Below are 16,031 nucleotides of genomic sequence, written 5' to 3'. Positions count from 1 at the left end.
CCACCGCGGCGAAATTATCCACAGGAGTGGCACAATATCTACCCCGTTTACCCTGTGAAAATGGGGTGGCATTCACAATTTTTTGTAACATATCAGCGACTCCAACCACTTTCATCCACTTATCCAAGATTTCTGTGGATAACTGTGTGTAACATCATGCACAAACCCTTGGACAACTATTTCGAGGTCAAACCAGACCTGGCTTACTGCTCGATAAAACAGACAAAACCCTTTAAAATCATCACGATGAGCTGATGGCCCCCAAATTCTCTGCATTTGATCTTATCCACTCAGGATCGGTTATAAAAACAGCGATCCTTCTCGGGATCCTCCCCTGTTAGAATATGGCGAGCAAGATGGAGCCAAACATGCCAAGCAATCCCCAATCCGAGCAGGAGTTATTGAGCCGCGCCTATGCCATGGCTGGCTTCACGCTGGCGCAGCTGGCCGCCGAGGCTGGCGTCGCGGTGCCCAACGATCTGCGCCGTGACAAGGGGTGGGTCGGTCAGTTGATCGAGCTGCAACTGGGGGCCAGCGCAGGGAGCAAGCCGGAACAGGACTTCCCGGAGCTGGGGATCGAACTCAAGACGATCCCCGTGGATCCTCAAGGCAAGCCGCTGGAGACCACCTTCGTCTGTGTCGCCCCGCTGATCGGCGTCAGCGGCCAGCGCTGGGAGGAGTCCAACGTGCGCAACAAGCTCTCCCGGGTGCTCTGGATCCCGGTGGAAGGAAGTCGGGAGATCCCGGTTGGCGAGCGGCGGGTCGGCATGCCGCTGATGTGGAGCCCGAATGAAGAGGAAGATCGGCTACTGCGTCAGGACTGGGAGGAGCTGATGGACATGATAGTGCTGGGAGAAGTGGAGCAGATCAGCGCACGCCACGGCCAGGTGATGCAACTGCGGCCCAAGGCGGCCAACAACAAGGCGCTGACTCGCGCCATCGGCCGCGATGGTCAACCCATCATGACCCTGCCGCGCGGCTTCTATCTCAAGATCGACTTCACCCACAGTTTGCTGCAACGCTATTTTGCCTTGCCGACTTGATCTGCCTTATCAACATCTTTGTCATATGGTGGTATAAAAATAGACAGGAGCCATTTTTAACTCACAGACAAGGAGGCGTCATGCCACTGATCAAACAGTTTTTGAAGTCCAAGCCCGAGGTCAAGGTGACCTTTGCCGTAGAGAAAGAGGCGGCTGCAGGAGCGGAACAGGTGATGCTGATCGGCGAGTTCACCCAGTGGCAACCGGTCGAGCTGAAACGCATGAAGAGCGGTGAGTTCAAAGCCACCCTCAATCTGCCGACCGACGGCCCTGGGTACTTCGAATATTGCTACCAGCTCATCACCCCGGCAGGGGAGACCCTCTACGAGAATGACTGGGCAGCGGATGACTATGTGCCAGGCCCCTTCGGGCGAGACAACTCGGTGGTACGGGTCATCCAGTAACGGCAACCAGAGAGCCAATAGACGGATACAAAAAAGGCTCGCCATTGGCGAGCCTTTTCACTACCTGTCGAGCTATTTGCCGACATATCGACACCAATTCGAATCGAATTAGTTGAGCTTCTCTTTGATACGAGCAGCTTTGCCGGACAGGTTGCGCAGGTAGTACAGTTTGGCGCGGCGAACATCACCACGACGCTTCAGTTCTACACTGTGGATCAGCGGAGAGTGAGTCTGGAATACACGCTCAACACCTTCGCCGTTGGAGATCTTGCGAACGGTGAAAGCAGAGTGCAGACCGCGGTTACGCTTGGCAATAACGATGCCTTCGAAAGCCTGCAGACGCTCTTTACCACCTTCTTTAACACGAACTTGAACACGTACAGTGTCGCCCTGGGCAAAAGCCGGGATGTCGGTACGCAGTTGCTCTTGTTCAAGCTGCTGAATAATCTTGCTCATTGTCTTTCCTTACCTAGGATAAACTGAAAACTCTACTTAACGCTGTCACGCACTTCGCGGACATACTCGGCAAGAAGTGATTCTTGCTCGTCAGTCAGAGCTAGGTTGTTAATAAGTTCCGGCCTTCTTTGCCAGGTTCGTCCGAGCGACTGCTTGAGACGCCAGCGTCGAATCACTTCGTGATTGCCGCTTGTCAGCGCCTCGGGCACCGCCAATCCATCCAACACCTCCGGCCGAGTGTAGTGGGGATGATCCAGCAAGCCATCCGTAAAGGAGTCTTGCTCGGCACTGGCCTGATCACCCAAAACCCCGGGGACCAGACGCGAAACCGCATCGATCAGGGTCATGGCAGGCAACTCGCCACCACTTAACACGTAATCCCCGATAGACCACTCTTCGTCGACTTCGGTTTGTATCACGCGTTCATCGATACCTTCGTATCGACCGGCTACCAGAATCAGTTTCTGATTCGTCGCCAACTCGGTTACGCCCGCTTGAGTCAGCTTGCGTCCCTGAGGAGAGAGATAGATGACTTTCGCCCCGTCTCCCGCTGCTTGCTTGGCTGCATGAATCGCGTCACGCAGCGGCTGAACCATCATTAACATGCCGGGCCCACCACCATAAGGACGATCATCGACCGTACGGTGTTTGTCGTGGGTAAACTCCCGGGGGTTCCAGCACTCAATCTGCAGCAAGCCACTCTTGACGGCCCGACCCGTTACCCCGTGCTCGGTAATGGCTCGGAACATTTCAGGGAAGAGGCTAATAACCCCAATCCACATAAGAAACCTCCGGCACCCGTGTTAGCGCGGGAAACTAGAAACCAGGATCCCAATCAACTTCGATTGTTCGAGCAGTCAGATCAATATTCTTGATCACCTGCTCTTCCAAGAACGGAATCAACCGCTCCTTTGCACCAAAGGCATCTTTTACATTGGCCTCAACCACCAACACATCGTTGGAGCCGGTTTCCATCAATTCGGTCACCTTGCCCAGGTCGTATCCCTTGGTGGTCACCACGGAGCAACCAATCAGGTCACGCCAGTAGAACTCACCTTCAGGCAACGCAGGCAACAGATCGGCGGGTACGCCAATCTCGACATTGGTCAATGCCAGGGCATCTTCGCGCACATCGATACCATCGAGTTTGCAGATCAGACCCTTGTTGTGACGTTTCCAGGATGAAACCCGAATTTCACGCCACGCCCCGTTCTGATTAATCAGCCAGGGGTTGTAATCGAAAATCGCTTCGGCAACATCGGTGAAGGAGTTCACTTTAAGCCAGCCCTTGATGCCATAAACGGTACCCAGGGTGCCCAGAACTACAGGTTTTTCCACCTTAACTCCTTACCGTTGGGCTGATTAAGCAGCTTTTTTAGCGTCTTTGATCAGCTTGGCAACGCGGTCAGAAACAGCGGCACCAGTAGCAACCCAATGCTCGATACGAGCCAGGTCCAGGTTCAGCTTTTCAGCTTGACCAGCAGCAACCGGGTTGAAGAAACCAACGCGCTCGATGAAGCGACCGTCACGGGCGCAACGGCTGTCAGAAACTACTACCTGGTAGAACGGACGCTTTTTCGCGCCACCACGTTGTAAACGAATGGTTACCATATCGTCCTCATTAACATCTAATGAACAAGGCCCGCAAACACGCGGACCCTAGCTTAAAATAAGCCGCGTAATTCTACTTGGATTCGTAATAATTGCAACCAAGCCAGCCATTTTTTGCGCAGAGCGGCAATGAAAAGGGGCCTGCAACTGCAGACCCCCCATCAACACGCAGGCCGGATCAGAACGGGCCGCGACCGCCACCGAACCCGGGGGGCATCATGTTCTTCATCTGGCTCATCATCTTGCGCATGCCGCCCTTGCCGGACATTTTCTTCATCATGCGCTGCATCTCGGTGAACTGCTTGAGCAGCTTGTTCACATCCTGCACCTGCATGCCGGAGCCTGCTGCGATACGGCGTTTGCGGGAACCCTTGATTAGATCGGGGTGGGCGCGCTCCTTCGGCGTCATGGAGCTGATGATGGCCTCCATCCGCACGGTGAGCTTGTCATCCATCTGATCTTTAACGTTATCCGGCAGCCCGGACATGCCGGGCAGCTTGTCGAGCATCCCCATCATGCCGCCCATGTTGCGCATCTGGGCCAGCTGCTCGCGGAAATCTTCCAGATCGAAGCCTTTGCCACTCTTGACCTTGCTGGCCAGCTTGGCCGCTTTCTCTTTATCGACGTTGCGCTCAACTTCCTCGATCAGAGAGAGCACATCGCCCATACCGAGGATACGGGAGGCGAGACGATCCGGGTGGAACGGCTCCAGCGCATCGGTCTTTTCACCCATACCGATAAACTTGACCGGCTTGCCGGTGATGTGACGTACCGACAGCGCGGCACCACCACGGGCGTCGCCATCCGCCTTGGTGAGGATCACACCGGTAAGCGGCAGCGCTTCGTTGAACGCCTTGGCGGTGTTGGCGGCATCCTGACCGGTCATGGCATCCACCACGAACAGGGTCTCGACCGGCTTGATGGTGGCATGCAGATCCTGGATCTCGGCCATCATCTCGCTATCAACGTGCAGACGACCGGCAGTATCGACGATCACCACGTCATAGAATTTCTTGCGCGCCTGATCGATGGCGGCGGTGGCGATATCGACCGGCTTCTGGCTGGCATCGCTCGGGAAGAAGTCGACACCGATGTCGCTGGCCAGGGTCTCCAGCTGCTTGATCGCCGCAGGGCGATAAACGTCAGCACTGACCACCAGCACCTTCTTCTTGCTGCGCTCTTTGAGCAGCTTGGCCAGTTTGCCAACCGTGGTTGTCTTACCGGCACCCTGCAGACCGGCCATCAGGATGATGGCGGGCGGCTGGGCAGCCAGGTTGAGCTGTTCGTTGGCCTCCCCCATTACGGTGACCAGTTCACCGTGCACAATCTTGATGAATGCCTGGCCCGGGCTCAGGGATTTGGCCACCTCCTGCCCGACTGCGCGCTCTTTGACACGCGCGACGAAATCCCGCACGACCGGCAGGGCGACATCCGCCTCGAGCAGCGCCATGCGGACTTCGCGCAGGGTTTCCTTGATATTGTCTTCGGTCAGGCGACCACGGCCACTGACATTGCGCAAGGTGCGCGAGAGTCGTTCAGTCAAATTCTCAAACATGACGGATTCCGGTTCTTGGCGTAATAAATTGGGGGCATTATAACCCAGAGCGGGCGCGAGGACGATTATTCACCGCACCGCAGCAGCAGGGAGCTTCTCCCTATACCCTATATATGGGCAGATCGGCCGTTGCACAACTGGCGAGCACTTCTCGTGCAAGGTATACTGCCCCTCTTACCCTCAAAAGCTTGTGCAACAACGACCTGGTTATGATCGTAATCTCTGTTCTGGCCCTGGCGTTTTATCTGCTGGCCATCATCGCCTCCCTGCATCTGTTACTGAGCGCCAAGCCGGTGGGACAGCGCTCCCTGTTTGCCTGTATCGGATTGGCCCTGATCGCCCACGCCAGCGCCCTCGGTTCAGAGGTATTACAGAGTTACGGCCAGAACCTGAGCATGCTCAACGTTGCCTCGCTGGTCAGCCTCATCATCAGTTGCTTCATGACATGCGTAACCCGCCGCTTCAACGGCTGGATCCTGCTGCCGGTAGTCTATAGCTTCTCGGCCCTGTTGCTGGCTGCCAGCGCCTTGATCCCGGGTCGCTACATAACCCATCTGGAGGCCCATCCCCAGCTGTTGCTGCACATCGGCCTCGCCCTGATGGCCTACTCGGTATTGATGATCGCCTGTCTGTTTGCGCTGCAGCTCGCCTGTCTGGACAAGCAACTAAAATCTCGAAAAATCAGTAACCTGCCAGCCATGCCGCCACTGATGACAGTGGAAAAACGGCTGTTTCAGTTGATCTCTGCGGGAGTGCTGCTGCTGACACTCTCCATCGCCTCCGGCCTCTTCTTCCTCGAAGATATGTTCGCCCAGGGCAAATCCCACAAGGCAGTGCTCTCCATCCTGGCATGGTGTGTCTACGTTCTGCTGCTGTGGGGTCATCACACCTATGGTTGGCGCGGCCGCAAAGTCATCACGCTCAGTCTGATCGGCAGCTTCATCCTGACTCTTGCCTACTTTGGCAGCCGCTTCGTCAAAGAAGTGCTGTTGAGCTGACACCTATACTCTTTTAGCCATACCATCCAACAGGAGCCCTTTTTGGACAGCATCTCAACGAGTACATTACTGATTGTTCTCGTTATCTTGATCCTTCTTTCCGCCTTTTTCTCCAGTGCCGAAACCGGCCTGATGTCCATCAACCGCTACAAACTGCGGCATCTGGCACAGACCAAACACAAAGCCGCACGTCGCGTCGAGCAACTGCTCGCCCGCCCCGATCGCCTGCTGGGGCTGATCCTGATCGGCAACAATCTGGTCAATATCCTCGCCTCCGCCATCGCCACCATCGTCTGTATCCGGCTGTTTGGTGATCTCGGGGTCGCCATTGCCACCTTCGGCCTGACCCTGGTGGTACTGGTATTCGGTGAAGTGACCCCCAAGACCCTGGCCGCCATGTTTCCGGAGAAGATCGCCTATCCCGCCTCCTGGATCCTCAAGGGGCTGATGGTGCCGCTCTCACCGCTGGTCTGGCTGATCAACGGCATCACCAGCGGCCTGCTCAAGATGCTGAAGATCAATCCCAACAAGGATGACTCCCTCAACACCGAGGAGCTGCGCACCATAGTCAATGAGGCGGGTAACCTGATCCCCCAGCGTCATCAGGAGATGCTGCTGAGTATTCTGGATCTCGACAAGATGCTGGTCGAAGACATCATGGTGCCGCGTAGCGATATCTACGCCATCGACATCAACGATGACTGGAAGAGCATCCAGCGCCAGCTGGCCCACTGCGCTCACACCAAGATCCTCCTCTATCGCGACAATATCGACGACGTTGTCGGCTTTTTGCACGCGCGCGATGCCCTGCGGCTGGTAGCCAGGGACCAGTTCAACAAATCGAGTCTGTTGCGGGAAGTAGACGAGATCTACTTCATTCCGGAAGGTACGCCGCTCAACGTGCAGCTGGCCAAGTTCCAGCGCAACAAGGAGCGAATTGGCCTGATCGTCGATGAATACGGCGACATTCAGGGGCTAATCACTCTGGACGACATTCTGGAAGAGATCGTCGGCGACTTCACCACCTCCATGACGCCAGCGCCGAGCGACGAGATCCATCCCCAGTCAGATGGTTCTTATCTGGTCGAAGGCTCAGCCAATATTCGTGAGCTGAACAAAGAGATGAACTGGCACCTGCCCATCGACGGCCCGCGTACCCTCAACGGCCTGATCCTCGAATATCTGGAAGAGATCCCCCAGCCCAACATCGGGATCCGGCTGGCCGGTTATCCTATCGAGATCCTCGATGTGGAGAACAACATGGTGAAGATGGCGCGGATTATGCCGGCATCGTACCGAGCGGAGTCGGATTCACAAGATTGAAAAAGGGCTGCCAGTGGCAGCCCTTTTCTATTGCTCATCGTCACTGTTCATCTTCATCATCCGGCTCCAGCACCAGCGTCGGGATCAACTCGCCAAACACCCTCTGTAGCTCGTCACGGTTGGCCAGCAGGTCTTGCAGCGTATAGCTGTCCATCACCGCCAGAAACGCATCCATCGCCTCTTTCAGCGCACTCTTGAGCAGACAGACAGAGACGATGTGGCAAGCGGGCGAGCCGCAGTCAATGCCGTCCAGATTGCCTTCCAGCGCCCTGATCACCTGCCCGATATTGATGGTGGCGGGATCGCAAGCCATGCGAATACCGCCATTCTTGCCCCGCTGGGATTGCAGATAGCCCAGCTTCACCAACTGATTGACCACCTTCACCATGTGGTTGCGGGAAACGCCATACAGGGCCGATACCTTGGCAACGCTCGACAACTCCCCTTCCGGCAGGGTGGCAAGATAGAGCAGGGCTCTCAATCCAAAATCTGTATAACTGGTTAGTCTCATAAAACCTGATTAGCGCGATGCGAAAAGTGGAGTATTGATTCAAATCAAATAAACATCTAGGATGCCACTTATTAAATGACATTTTATATGTTCAATTAGAACGAGGCCCCTATGCTAGATCAAACCACCGTTGCCGTCATCAAAAGCACCATTCCGCTGCTCGAATCGGCAGGCCCTGCCCTCACCCAGCACTTCTACCAGCGGATGTTCAGCCATAACCCGGAGCTGAAAGATATCTTCAACCTTGCCCACCAACGAAGTGGCGGCCAGCCGCTGGCCCTGTTCAATGCAGTCGCCGCGTATGCCAAGAATATCGACAATCTGGGGGCTCTCGCCGGTGCAGTCGAGCGGATTGCGCACAAACATACCGGATTCCTGATCCAGCCGGAACAATATCACATTGTAGGTAGTCATCTCTTGGCCACGCTCAAAGAATTGGGCGGAAGTGCGGTCACCGACGAGGTGCTGGAGGCATGGGGCAAGGCGTATGGCGTGCTGGCCGACATCTTCATCGGCCGCGAGCGGGAGATCTATCAGGAGAAGGCCAATCAGGATGGCGGCTGGCAAGGTACCCGCACCTTCATCATCAAGGAGAAGCGAGCCGAGAGCGACCTCATCACCTCCTTCCTGCTGGCGCCGGAAGATGGCAAGCCGGTACTGACCTTCAAACCGGGCCAATACCTCAGCATCAAGCTGGTTCACCCCGAGCTAGAATATCAGGAAATCCGCCAATACTCCCTCTCCGATGCACCCAATGGACAGGATTACCGCATCAGCGTCAAACGCGAGCCACAGGGTCAGGTCTCCAACCTGCTGCACGATCACCTGCAGGCGGGTGACAAGATCGAAGTGATGCCCCCCACCGGCGATTTCTACCTGAAAGCCGACAGCCAGACCCCGGTGGTACTGCTCTCCGCCGGTGTCGGCGTGACACCGATGATGAGCATGCTCAACCAGCTGCTGGCGAGCGGCCATCAGGCTGATATCACCTGGCTACACGCCTGCGAACAGGGTGCTGTACACGCCTTCCGGGAGGATATTCAGCAAAAATCCCGCCAGCATCCCAACTTGCTGAGCCGGGTCTGGTATCGGGAGCCGGAGGCCAGCGATGTACAGGGTGAAGATTACGACCTGGCCGGCACCATGGATCTGACTGCCGTGAAGGAGCGCATCACGTCGCAGGCCCACTACTACTTCTGTGGCCCTGTCGGCTTCATGCAAGAGATCAAGCGGCAGCTGCTGGCGGCTGGGGTACCAACGGGGCAGCTCCATTACGAAGTTTTTGGCCCCCACCAAGATCTCTAAAGCGCGGGCAGCCATATAACAGAGGGAGGTTCCGGCCTGTCATGGCACGGCGGCTGGAACCGGACCCACAGGTGCTGATCTGTGGGTCATTTTTTTGGATCAGTGCATCGCCTTGGCGCGGGCCACCACGTTGGCCGGCATCCTGTTGCCAAGACGGTTGAGCAGACTCGCCGCCTTCTGGTGCAGCACCTTGTCACCTATGACGGAGCCATGGAGCCAGCGATAGGCGTCCTCATAATCGAGCGGACTGCCCATCCCCTGCAACAGCATCTCGACCCACTCGATGCGAGCCCGCAGAAAACCGAGGCTGGCTGCCTCGCGCATCAGGGTCTCGGCTCGCACCAGATCCTTCTGCACCAGGGTTCCTTTCCAGTAGTAGCGACCCAGCTGCTCCAGCGCCGGTGCCAACCCCTGATTGGCCGCCTCCCACATATATTGCACGCCAAGCTCGGCATTGGACTTGGTGCAGACACCCCACGCCAGCATATCCCCCCAGAGGAATTGATAGGCCGGGATCTTCATCACCGAGGCGCGAGCTTCGATATCCTGCGTCAGCTGACAGCGATCCTGCTTCACCTGAGTGAGGTGGCGCCCCTGCTCAATCCAGTTGAGCAGCTCGTCCTGACGATAGAGCGGCACCGCCTGCAACTCGCCTGCGGCCAGAGGTGCGGGAGGCGCCACCACAGCGGCAGACTCCGCCGGTTTTGGCAGCGGCGCGGCCCCCTCGCCACTGCTGGCAACGGGAGTGACCGGCTCGGCCGGAAGCAAGACGGGGACGGCCTCAGAGGGCGCTGGCGTAGCAGCAGAGACAGGCGCCGTTGCCACCGCAGCACTGCTTGTAGTCGGTACCGATGCAGTTGCTGCAGGCGCATCGCTCGATACGGCAGCCGATATCGCTTCGGCACCATAGAGGGGCGCGGTGAATGCACCGACAAGAATGAGTAGGGTAAGGGGTTTCATCATAAGGATCTCCTGCTGCACTCTGTTATCGGCACCAAGCCCCATCCCCTTAGCCTGCCGGGCGGATCTCATCAATACAAAAGGGAGCCGAAGCTCCCTTGTTGGCACGGTTGACCCGCTTACTTGACGAAATCGACACCCAGCTGGATATCGGCTTTCAGGGTAGCCAGCATGCCTTCCATCGCTTCCTGCTCGAAGGCGCTCAGCTTGCCGTAATCCAGTACGGTTTCGACGCCGTTCTTGCCCAGCAGTACCGGCTGCGCGAAGAAGGTGGCGTGCTCGCCGTTGCCTTCCACGTAGGCGCACTCGACAACGTTGGCTTCGCCCTGCAGACCCTTGATGAGGGAGAGACCGAAACGGCAAGCCGCCTGACCCATGGAGAGGGTCGCAGAACCACCACCGGCCTTGGCTTCTACCACTTCGGTACCGGCATTCTGGATGCGCTTGGTCATGGCTGCCACTTCTTCAGCGGTGAAGGAGGCGCCTTCAATCTGGGAGAGCAGCGGCAGAATGGTCACGCCACTGTGACCACCGATCACATTGACGCGTACCTTGTCGATGTTCAACCCTTTGGCGGCGGCCACGAAGGTCTCGGCGCGGATCACGTCCAGGGTGGTGACACCGAACAGGCGACGCTTGTCATAGACACCGGCTTTCTTCAGCACTTCGGCGGCGATGGCTACAGTGGTGTTGACCGGGTTGGTGATGATGCCGATCAGTGCTTTCGGGCAAGTGGCCGCGCACTTCTCGACCAGATTCTTGACGATACCGGCGTTGATATTGAACAGGTCAGAGCGATCCATCCCCGGCTTGCGTGCCACACCGGCGGAGATCAGCACCACATCGGCCCCAACCAGCGCAGGAGTCGGATCTTCACCGCAGAAGCCCTTGATGGCGACGTCGGTAGGAATATGACTGAGGTCAACGGCCACACCCGGAGTAACCGGGGCGATGTCATACAGGCTCAGCTCGGAGCCAGCCGGCAGACGGTTTTTCAACAGCAGAGCGAGGGCTTGACCGATGCCACCAGCGGCACCCAGAACGGCAACTTTCATGATCAACTCCATGTTTAAGCGTAGGTTTAAGGTTGTTTGTTGTTGTGCGCCCAACCTTAATGGATCCCCCCATAAAAAACAATCTGATAACAGTTGCAGTCACGGGTTCTGTGAGCCACGAAACATGCGGGAGCAAAAATTGGAGGGAAATACAAAAAGTTGGAGGAGAAGCACAGTTTTTCTGCACTTCTCCTTACCATAAAGAGGTAGATCTGAGGGTCTCAGGATTGGAATGCCAGCGCCCGTTTTTCACACCAGCGAAAACCAATTGTTAACAATCCGTTCATCGCCAGATAAAGCCCGCCAGCCACCCCGAACACCGCCAGGGTATCGTAGGTCTGAGCGTTCAACCCCTGCGCCAGCCCCATGATGTCCATGATGGTGATGGTACTGGCGAGGGAGCTCCCCTTGAGCACCAGGATCACCTCGTTGGAGTAGGCAGGCACCAGATGACGGGCGGCATGGCGCACCTTCATCCACAAGGTCTGGCGGCCGTTAAAGCCAAGCGCACGACACGCCTCCACCTCACCAGCCGGGATGGCATCGAGCGCCCCCTTGAACAACCGGGTGGAGTAGGCCGCCGTGTTGAGGCCCAGCGCCAGCACGGCGCAGAACCAGGGCTGCTTGAGCAGCGGCCAGAGCGGGCTGGCTTTCAGCCACTCAAACTGACCCGGCCCGTAGTAAATCAGGAAGATCTGAATGAGCAGCGGCGTACCGGTAAAGAGCAGCACCCACAGCTGCACCAGCTGGGTCGCTACCGGCAGGCGCAGCTCCAGCACCCAGGTCATCAGGGCCGCCAACACAATCCCCAGCAGCAGGCTGAACAGGGTCAGCTCCAGCGTGGTGACAAGGCCGCCCAGCAACGTAACGAGATACTCTTGCATCAGTTAGCCTCCGTAGCGGCGGGTGTAGCGGGCAGCCAGCCCGAGGCCGTACTCGCTCACCAGACTGATAGCCAGATAGATGAGGGCCGCGGCGGCATACCAGGTGAAAGGCTCATAGGTACTGGCCGAGGCCATCTGCGCCTGACGCATCATCTCGTTCACCCCGATAAGCGACACCAGCGCAGTATCTTTCAGCAACACCAGCCACTGGTTGCCGAGGCCCGGCAGGGCATGACGCCACGCCTGCGGCAACACGATGCGAAAGAAGATGTGGCTCTTGCCAAGACCCAGCGCCATCGCCGCCAACCGTTGACCTGAAGGCACCGCATTGAGCGCTGCCCGCAGGGTCTGGGTCGCATAGCTGGCGAACAGCAGGGAGAGCGCCAGCACGCCACAGGCGAACGGGCTGAACTCCACATACTCGCCAGTGAGGAGGAACAGCACCTGGGTCGAGCCGAAGTAGATGAACAGCACCACCAGCAACTCGGGCAGGCCACGGATCAGCGTGGTCAGGGTGGCCACCGGCCACACCAGCGCACGCTGCTTGCTGAGCTCGGCGGCACTGAACGCCAGTGCCAATACCATGCCCCCGACCAGTGATGCCAAGGCCAGCCCGAGGGTCATCCAGGCTGCATCCAACAACAGGCTCAACATGGCTTACTGCGCGAAGTATTTGTCGAAGATTTTCTGATAGGTGCCGTTGGCCTTGATCTCGGCCAGCCCCTTGTTCAGCTGGGTCAGCAGCTCCTGATTGCCCTTGGCGACCGCGATGCCAAAGCCGGTACCGAAGTACTTGGCATCGGTCACCGGCGCCCCCACCACCGCATACTCCTTGTGCTGCTTCAGCCAGTCGGCAGCAACTGCAGTATCGGCAAAGACACCGTCGGTACGGCCATTCATCATGTCGAGGAAGGCGCTCTGGTAGCTGGCGTACGGCACGGTCAGCAGGCCCTTGCTCACCCAGTTATCCACCAGATAGGACTGGTGAGAGGTACCGTTCTGCACACCGACTGTCTTGTCGACCATCTCTTCCGGCCCCTTGAAGGCCCCTTTCTTGGCGACGAATACGGCAGAGTTCTCGTAATAGATGTCGGAGAAATCGACCTGAGCGGAGCGCTCCGGGGTCACGTCCATGGCGGCAATGGCGGCATCATAGCGACGGAATTTGAGGCTGGGGATCAGGCTGTCAAAGGCCTGGTTATGGAAGCTGCACTCCAGCTTGGCCTGCTCGCAGATGGCGCGCGCCAGATCGATGTCAAAACCCTGAAACTCGTTCTTGTCATCCAGGTATTCGAACGGCGCGTAGGTGGCCTCGGTGGCGAACTTGATCTCTTTGGCCATGACGGAGGTACTCAACAGGCCCATGGCAGCAACCAACAACAGACTCTTTTTCATGACAGCTTCCTTATCGATTCAATATCAATGCATCAAGAATTCGGCAAACCGGCTGGTTTGCGGGGATTGGAAAATGGCAGCGGTGCCGGACTCGATGATCCGCCCCTTCTCCAGATAAATCACCTGACTGGCCACCTTGCGGGCAAAGTCAACCTCGTGGGTCACCACCACCTGGGTAATGCCGGTCTGGCTCAGGTTGCGGATGATCTCGGCCACCTCCTTGGTGATCTCGGGATCGAGGGCAGCAGTCGGCTCGTCAAACAGCAACACTTCCGGGTCCATCATCAGGGTACGGGCAATGGCCACCCGCTGCTGCTGACCGCCGGAGAGACGTGCCGGCCAGGCATCGCGCTTGTCGGCCAGTTGCAGCTGGGCCAGCAGGAAGGCCCCCTTCTCGATGGCGGCCTCCTTGCTCATGCCAAGCACCTTGACCGGCGCTTCAATCAGATTCTCCATCACAGTGAGATGTGGCCAGAGATTGTACTGCTGGAACACCATGCCCACCTTGCGACGCAGCAGTTGGGACTGGCGGTTGAATTCGGCAGCAGAGAGGGAGTTCGGGAAAGAAAATTCACTTTCACCAATCCGCAGAACACCCGCATCCGGGGTATCCAGCAGGTTCATCATCCGTAGCAGGGAACTCTTGCCAGCACCGCTCGGGCCCAGCAACACCAAGGTTTCACCGGGGGATGTTCGAAAGCTGACCTGTTGCAGAACCGGCACCTTGTGCCAGGACTTCTCGATACCTATTAATTCAATACCCATACAGCCCAATTGAATAAGTTTTCAAAATTTCATCCCGATTCTATCCCTAATAAAGGTTGATGCAAGCCATTTTTGAATCAATATGCAGAACAAGCGCCGCTTCCTTGCAAAAAACGGCATATGAATGCAAAATGGCCACGCTGTTCGTATCTGCCGCCTGTATCGCACAGGCCGCCACACCTCCTCATTCGTGAGACCAAGATGAAACACAACGACAAGCAAGAAAAACTGGCCAAGGCCTTTAAAGCCTTGCTGAAAGAAGAGCGCTTTGGCTCCCAGGCAGAAATCGTCACCGCCCTGCAAGAGCTGGGCTTCGAGAACATCAACCAGTCCAAGGTATCGCGCATGCTGAGCCGCTTCGGCGCCGTTCGCACTCGCAATGCCAAGATGGAGATGGTCTACTGCCTGCCGGTGGAACTGGGCGTGCCCACCACCTCCAGCCCGCTCAAGAATCTGGTGCTGGACGTCGATCACAACGGCGCACTGGTGGTGATCCACACCAGCCCGGGCGCTGCCCAGCTGATCGCCCGCCTGCTCGACTCCCTCGGCAAGGCAGAGGGGATCCTCGGCACCATCGCCGGTGATGACACCATCTTCATCACCCCGACCAGCGACACCGATATCGAAGAGCTCTATCTCTCCGCCCTCGAGCTGTTCGAACAGACGCCGTAATGGCCGCTACCGCGTCATAGCGGTCACGCCAGAACGAAAAATCCCGGCCAAGGCCGGGATTTTTGTTTTCTGCAGCTTCGTCAGGCGGGCTTATTTGCCCTGCGCCATCAGAAAACCCTCCGATGGGGCGAAGAAAGCCGCGCCGGTCACGGCCTTGGTGAAGCGCAGCAGGTGGTCGAAGTGGCTGCCCTCCCCCTTGTACATGCTGGCCAGCATGGCGTTGAAGTGCTGCGGTGTGCGGCAGCAGGAGATGAAGTAGAGCCCCTGCTCGGTCATGGTGCCCCAGGGCATGCTCTGGCGCAGGATCTCCATGGACTCCCCTTTCGGGGTCTTGAGGTTGACCCGCTTGATGTGGGCGGTCAACGGCTTGGCAGCAGACTCATACTCGATATTGTCGGGCTTGGTGCGACCGATAATGTCTTCCTGCTCTTTCTGCGCCAGCTTCTCCCAGTCGCTCATGGCGTGGACCCAGCGCTGGACGTGAATATAGGAGCCACCGGCAAACTCGCCATCGGCCAGCAACGCCACTTCGGCACGGTGTTCATCCTGCGGGTTCTCGGTGCCATCAACGAAACCGGTCAGGTCACGGAAATCCAGGTTGCGGAAACCGCGCACCTCTTCAGCCAGCTCTACCAGTCCGGCCAGCAGCGCCATCACACGGTGACCGGCGTGGTGCAGCACATCCACCCGATCGGCGCGCAGCTGAATAAAGAGATCAAACGGGGTGTTGGGGGCTTCCTGACCGTTGGCGGATTGCGCCATAAAGCTGCGGAACTGGGGCGGACGGGCGGCAGGGTAGAGACCATCCCAGGCATCGGCGCCAACGGCAACCAGACCGCTGAACCCGGCATCGGGGAAATCGGCAGCCACCGCCTGCCACAGGGCGGGCAGTTTGGCCAGACGGCCGACCAGTTCGGCGGCATCGCCTGTGCGATTGAACATCAGATAGAGGGCGTGCAGATTCGGCTCTGCGCAGATCCCGGCTTGGGCTTTCATATATCTCTCCCCTGAGTAGGCGTTAGCGTTACGGGCTATTTGCGTTGCGCGATTATAAACCAGAGTGGATCCAGTTCTTTGATTTCACGACGATATCA

19 protein-coding genes are annotated in these 16,031 nt (G+C 57.5%); 6 read left to right on the top strand and 13 right to left on the bottom strand.

Annotation, left to right across the window (positions count from 1 at the left end; genetic code table 11):
- Positions 1 to 368: 368 nt before the first annotated feature.
- Together mutH and AB5Y83_RS20740 are read left to right on the top strand one after the other, a co-directional pair.
- Positions 369 to 1,043, top strand: a complete 675-nt coding sequence (gene mutH / locus AB5Y83_RS20745) for a DNA mismatch repair endonuclease MutH (RefSeq protein WP_042059668.1) — start codon at positions 369 to 371, stop codon at positions 1,041 to 1,043.
- A gap of 80 nt (positions 1,044 to 1,123) precedes the next feature.
- On the top strand, positions 1,124 to 1,447 hold the full coding sequence (locus AB5Y83_RS20740; RefSeq protein ID WP_005348910.1) for an isoamylase early set domain-containing protein: 324 nt from the start codon (positions 1,124 to 1,126) through the stop codon (positions 1,445 to 1,447).
- Between the two features lie 108 nt (positions 1,448 to 1,555).
- Here the strand turns inward: AB5Y83_RS20740 and rplS are convergent, their stop codons facing one another.
- The 5 genes from rplS to ffh form a co-directional block, all read right to left on the bottom strand.
- Positions 1,556 to 1,903: a 50S ribosomal protein L19 gene (gene rplS / locus AB5Y83_RS20735; RefSeq protein ID WP_005313505.1), complete on the bottom strand. Its 348-nt coding sequence runs from the start codon at positions 1,901 to 1,903 to the stop codon at positions 1,556 to 1,558.
- 32 nt (positions 1,904 to 1,935) lie between these two features.
- Positions 1,936 to 2,685: a tRNA (guanosine(37)-N1)-methyltransferase TrmD gene (gene trmD, locus AB5Y83_RS20730; RefSeq protein ID WP_005340400.1), complete on the bottom strand. Its 750-nt coding sequence runs from the start codon at positions 2,683 to 2,685 to the stop codon at positions 1,936 to 1,938.
- A gap of 34 nt (positions 2,686 to 2,719) precedes the next feature.
- Entirely contained in the window at positions 2,720 to 3,241 is a 522-nt protein-coding gene (gene rimM, locus AB5Y83_RS20725) for a ribosome maturation factor RimM (protein WP_005340394.1), read from the bottom strand.
- Positions 3,242 to 3,265: 24 nt separating this feature from the next.
- A complete protein-coding gene (gene rpsP, locus AB5Y83_RS20720; RefSeq protein ID WP_005340392.1) occupies positions 3,266 to 3,514 on the bottom strand; it encodes a 30S ribosomal protein S16 in 249 nt (82 codons plus the stop codon).
- A 178-nt stretch (positions 3,515 to 3,692) separates the two neighbouring features.
- Positions 3,693 to 5,069, bottom strand: coding sequence for a signal recognition particle protein (gene ffh / locus AB5Y83_RS20715; protein WP_005340391.1), 1,377 nt, complete (start codon positions 5,067 to 5,069; stop codon positions 3,693 to 3,695).
- A 209-nt stretch (positions 5,070 to 5,278) separates the two neighbouring features.
- Between ffh and ccsA the strand changes: the two genes are divergently transcribed.
- Entirely contained in the window at positions 5,279 to 6,067 is a 789-nt protein-coding gene (gene ccsA / locus AB5Y83_RS20710; RefSeq protein WP_005340390.1) for an inner membrane protein YpjD, read from the top strand.
- Positions 6,068 to 6,109: 42 nt separating this feature from the next.
- Positions 6,110 to 7,390: an HlyC/CorC family transporter gene (locus tag AB5Y83_RS20705; RefSeq protein ID WP_005348906.1), complete on the top strand. Its 1,281-nt coding sequence runs from the start codon at positions 6,110 to 6,112 to the stop codon at positions 7,388 to 7,390.
- A gap of 40 nt (positions 7,391 to 7,430) precedes the next feature.
- Here the strand turns inward: AB5Y83_RS20705 and AB5Y83_RS20700 are convergent, their stop codons facing one another.
- On the bottom strand, positions 7,431 to 7,901 hold the full coding sequence (locus tag AB5Y83_RS20700; RefSeq protein ID WP_005340388.1) for an Rrf2 family transcriptional regulator: 471 nt from the start codon (positions 7,899 to 7,901) through the stop codon (positions 7,431 to 7,433).
- A gap of 111 nt (positions 7,902 to 8,012) precedes the next feature.
- On the opposite strand from AB5Y83_RS20700, the gene hmpA reads away from it, so the two are divergent.
- On the top strand, positions 8,013 to 9,206 hold the full coding sequence (hmpA, locus tag AB5Y83_RS20695; protein ID WP_368175885.1) for an NO-inducible flavohemoprotein: 1,194 nt from the start codon (positions 8,013 to 8,015) through the stop codon (positions 9,204 to 9,206).
- A gap of 99 nt (positions 9,207 to 9,305) precedes the next feature.
- Here the strand turns inward: hmpA and AB5Y83_RS20690 are convergent, their stop codons facing one another.
- The 6 genes from AB5Y83_RS20690 to AB5Y83_RS20665 all read right to left on the bottom strand — a co-directional run bounded on the left by AB5Y83_RS20690 (position 9,306) and on the right by AB5Y83_RS20665 (position 14,265).
- Positions 9,306 to 9,890 (bottom strand): sel1 repeat family protein, encoded by a 585-nt coding sequence (locus tag AB5Y83_RS20690; RefSeq protein ID WP_213387709.1) that lies wholly within the window; start codon positions 9,888 to 9,890, stop codon positions 9,306 to 9,308.
- Positions 9,891 to 10,285: 395 nt separating this feature from the next.
- Entirely contained in the window at positions 10,286 to 11,221 is a 936-nt protein-coding gene (gene mdh, locus AB5Y83_RS20685; RefSeq protein WP_005340384.1) for a malate dehydrogenase, read from the bottom strand.
- Positions 11,222 to 11,442: 221 nt separating this feature from the next.
- On the bottom strand, positions 11,443 to 12,105 hold the full coding sequence (gene artM / locus AB5Y83_RS20680; protein ID WP_005348902.1) for an arginine ABC transporter permease ArtM: 663 nt from the start codon (positions 12,103 to 12,105) through the stop codon (positions 11,443 to 11,445).
- Between the two features lie 3 nt (positions 12,106 to 12,108).
- Positions 12,109 to 12,759 (bottom strand): arginine ABC transporter permease ArtQ, encoded by a 651-nt coding sequence (gene artQ, locus AB5Y83_RS20675; RefSeq protein ID WP_005357976.1) that lies wholly within the window; start codon positions 12,757 to 12,759, stop codon positions 12,109 to 12,111.
- Between the two features lie 3 nt (positions 12,760 to 12,762).
- The gene (locus tag AB5Y83_RS20670; protein ID WP_019445594.1) at positions 12,763 to 13,500 is read right to left on the bottom strand and encodes a transporter substrate-binding domain-containing protein; all 738 of its coding nucleotides are present in this window, start codon (positions 13,498 to 13,500) and stop codon (positions 12,763 to 12,765) included.
- A 24-nt stretch (positions 13,501 to 13,524) separates the two neighbouring features.
- Positions 13,525 to 14,265: an ATP-binding cassette domain-containing protein gene (locus tag AB5Y83_RS20665; RefSeq protein ID WP_101530180.1), complete on the bottom strand. Its 741-nt coding sequence runs from the start codon at positions 14,263 to 14,265 to the stop codon at positions 13,525 to 13,527.
- Between the two features lie 201 nt (positions 14,266 to 14,466).
- Here AB5Y83_RS20665 and argR point away from each other — a divergent pair, with 201 nt between their 5' ends.
- Positions 14,467 to 14,937, top strand: a complete 471-nt coding sequence (gene argR, locus AB5Y83_RS20660) for a transcriptional regulator ArgR (RefSeq protein ID WP_005340378.1) — start codon at positions 14,467 to 14,469, stop codon at positions 14,935 to 14,937.
- A gap of 90 nt (positions 14,938 to 15,027) precedes the next feature.
- On the opposite strand, the gene AB5Y83_RS20655 is transcribed toward argR, so the two are convergent.
- The gene (locus AB5Y83_RS20655; protein ID WP_136502300.1) at positions 15,028 to 15,933 is read right to left on the bottom strand and encodes a Dyp-type peroxidase; all 906 of its coding nucleotides are present in this window, start codon (positions 15,931 to 15,933) and stop codon (positions 15,028 to 15,030) included.
- Positions 15,934 to 16,031: the final 98 nt, after the last annotated feature.

Origin of the sequence: Aeromonas sp. R5-4 (genome assembly GCF_040908215.1) — a bacterium.
GTDB lineage: Bacteria > Pseudomonadota > Gammaproteobacteria > Enterobacterales > Aeromonadaceae > Aeromonas > Aeromonas veronii.
Note: the sequence above shows the minus strand (reverse complement) of the source record. Positions and strands in the feature narration are given on the sequence as shown.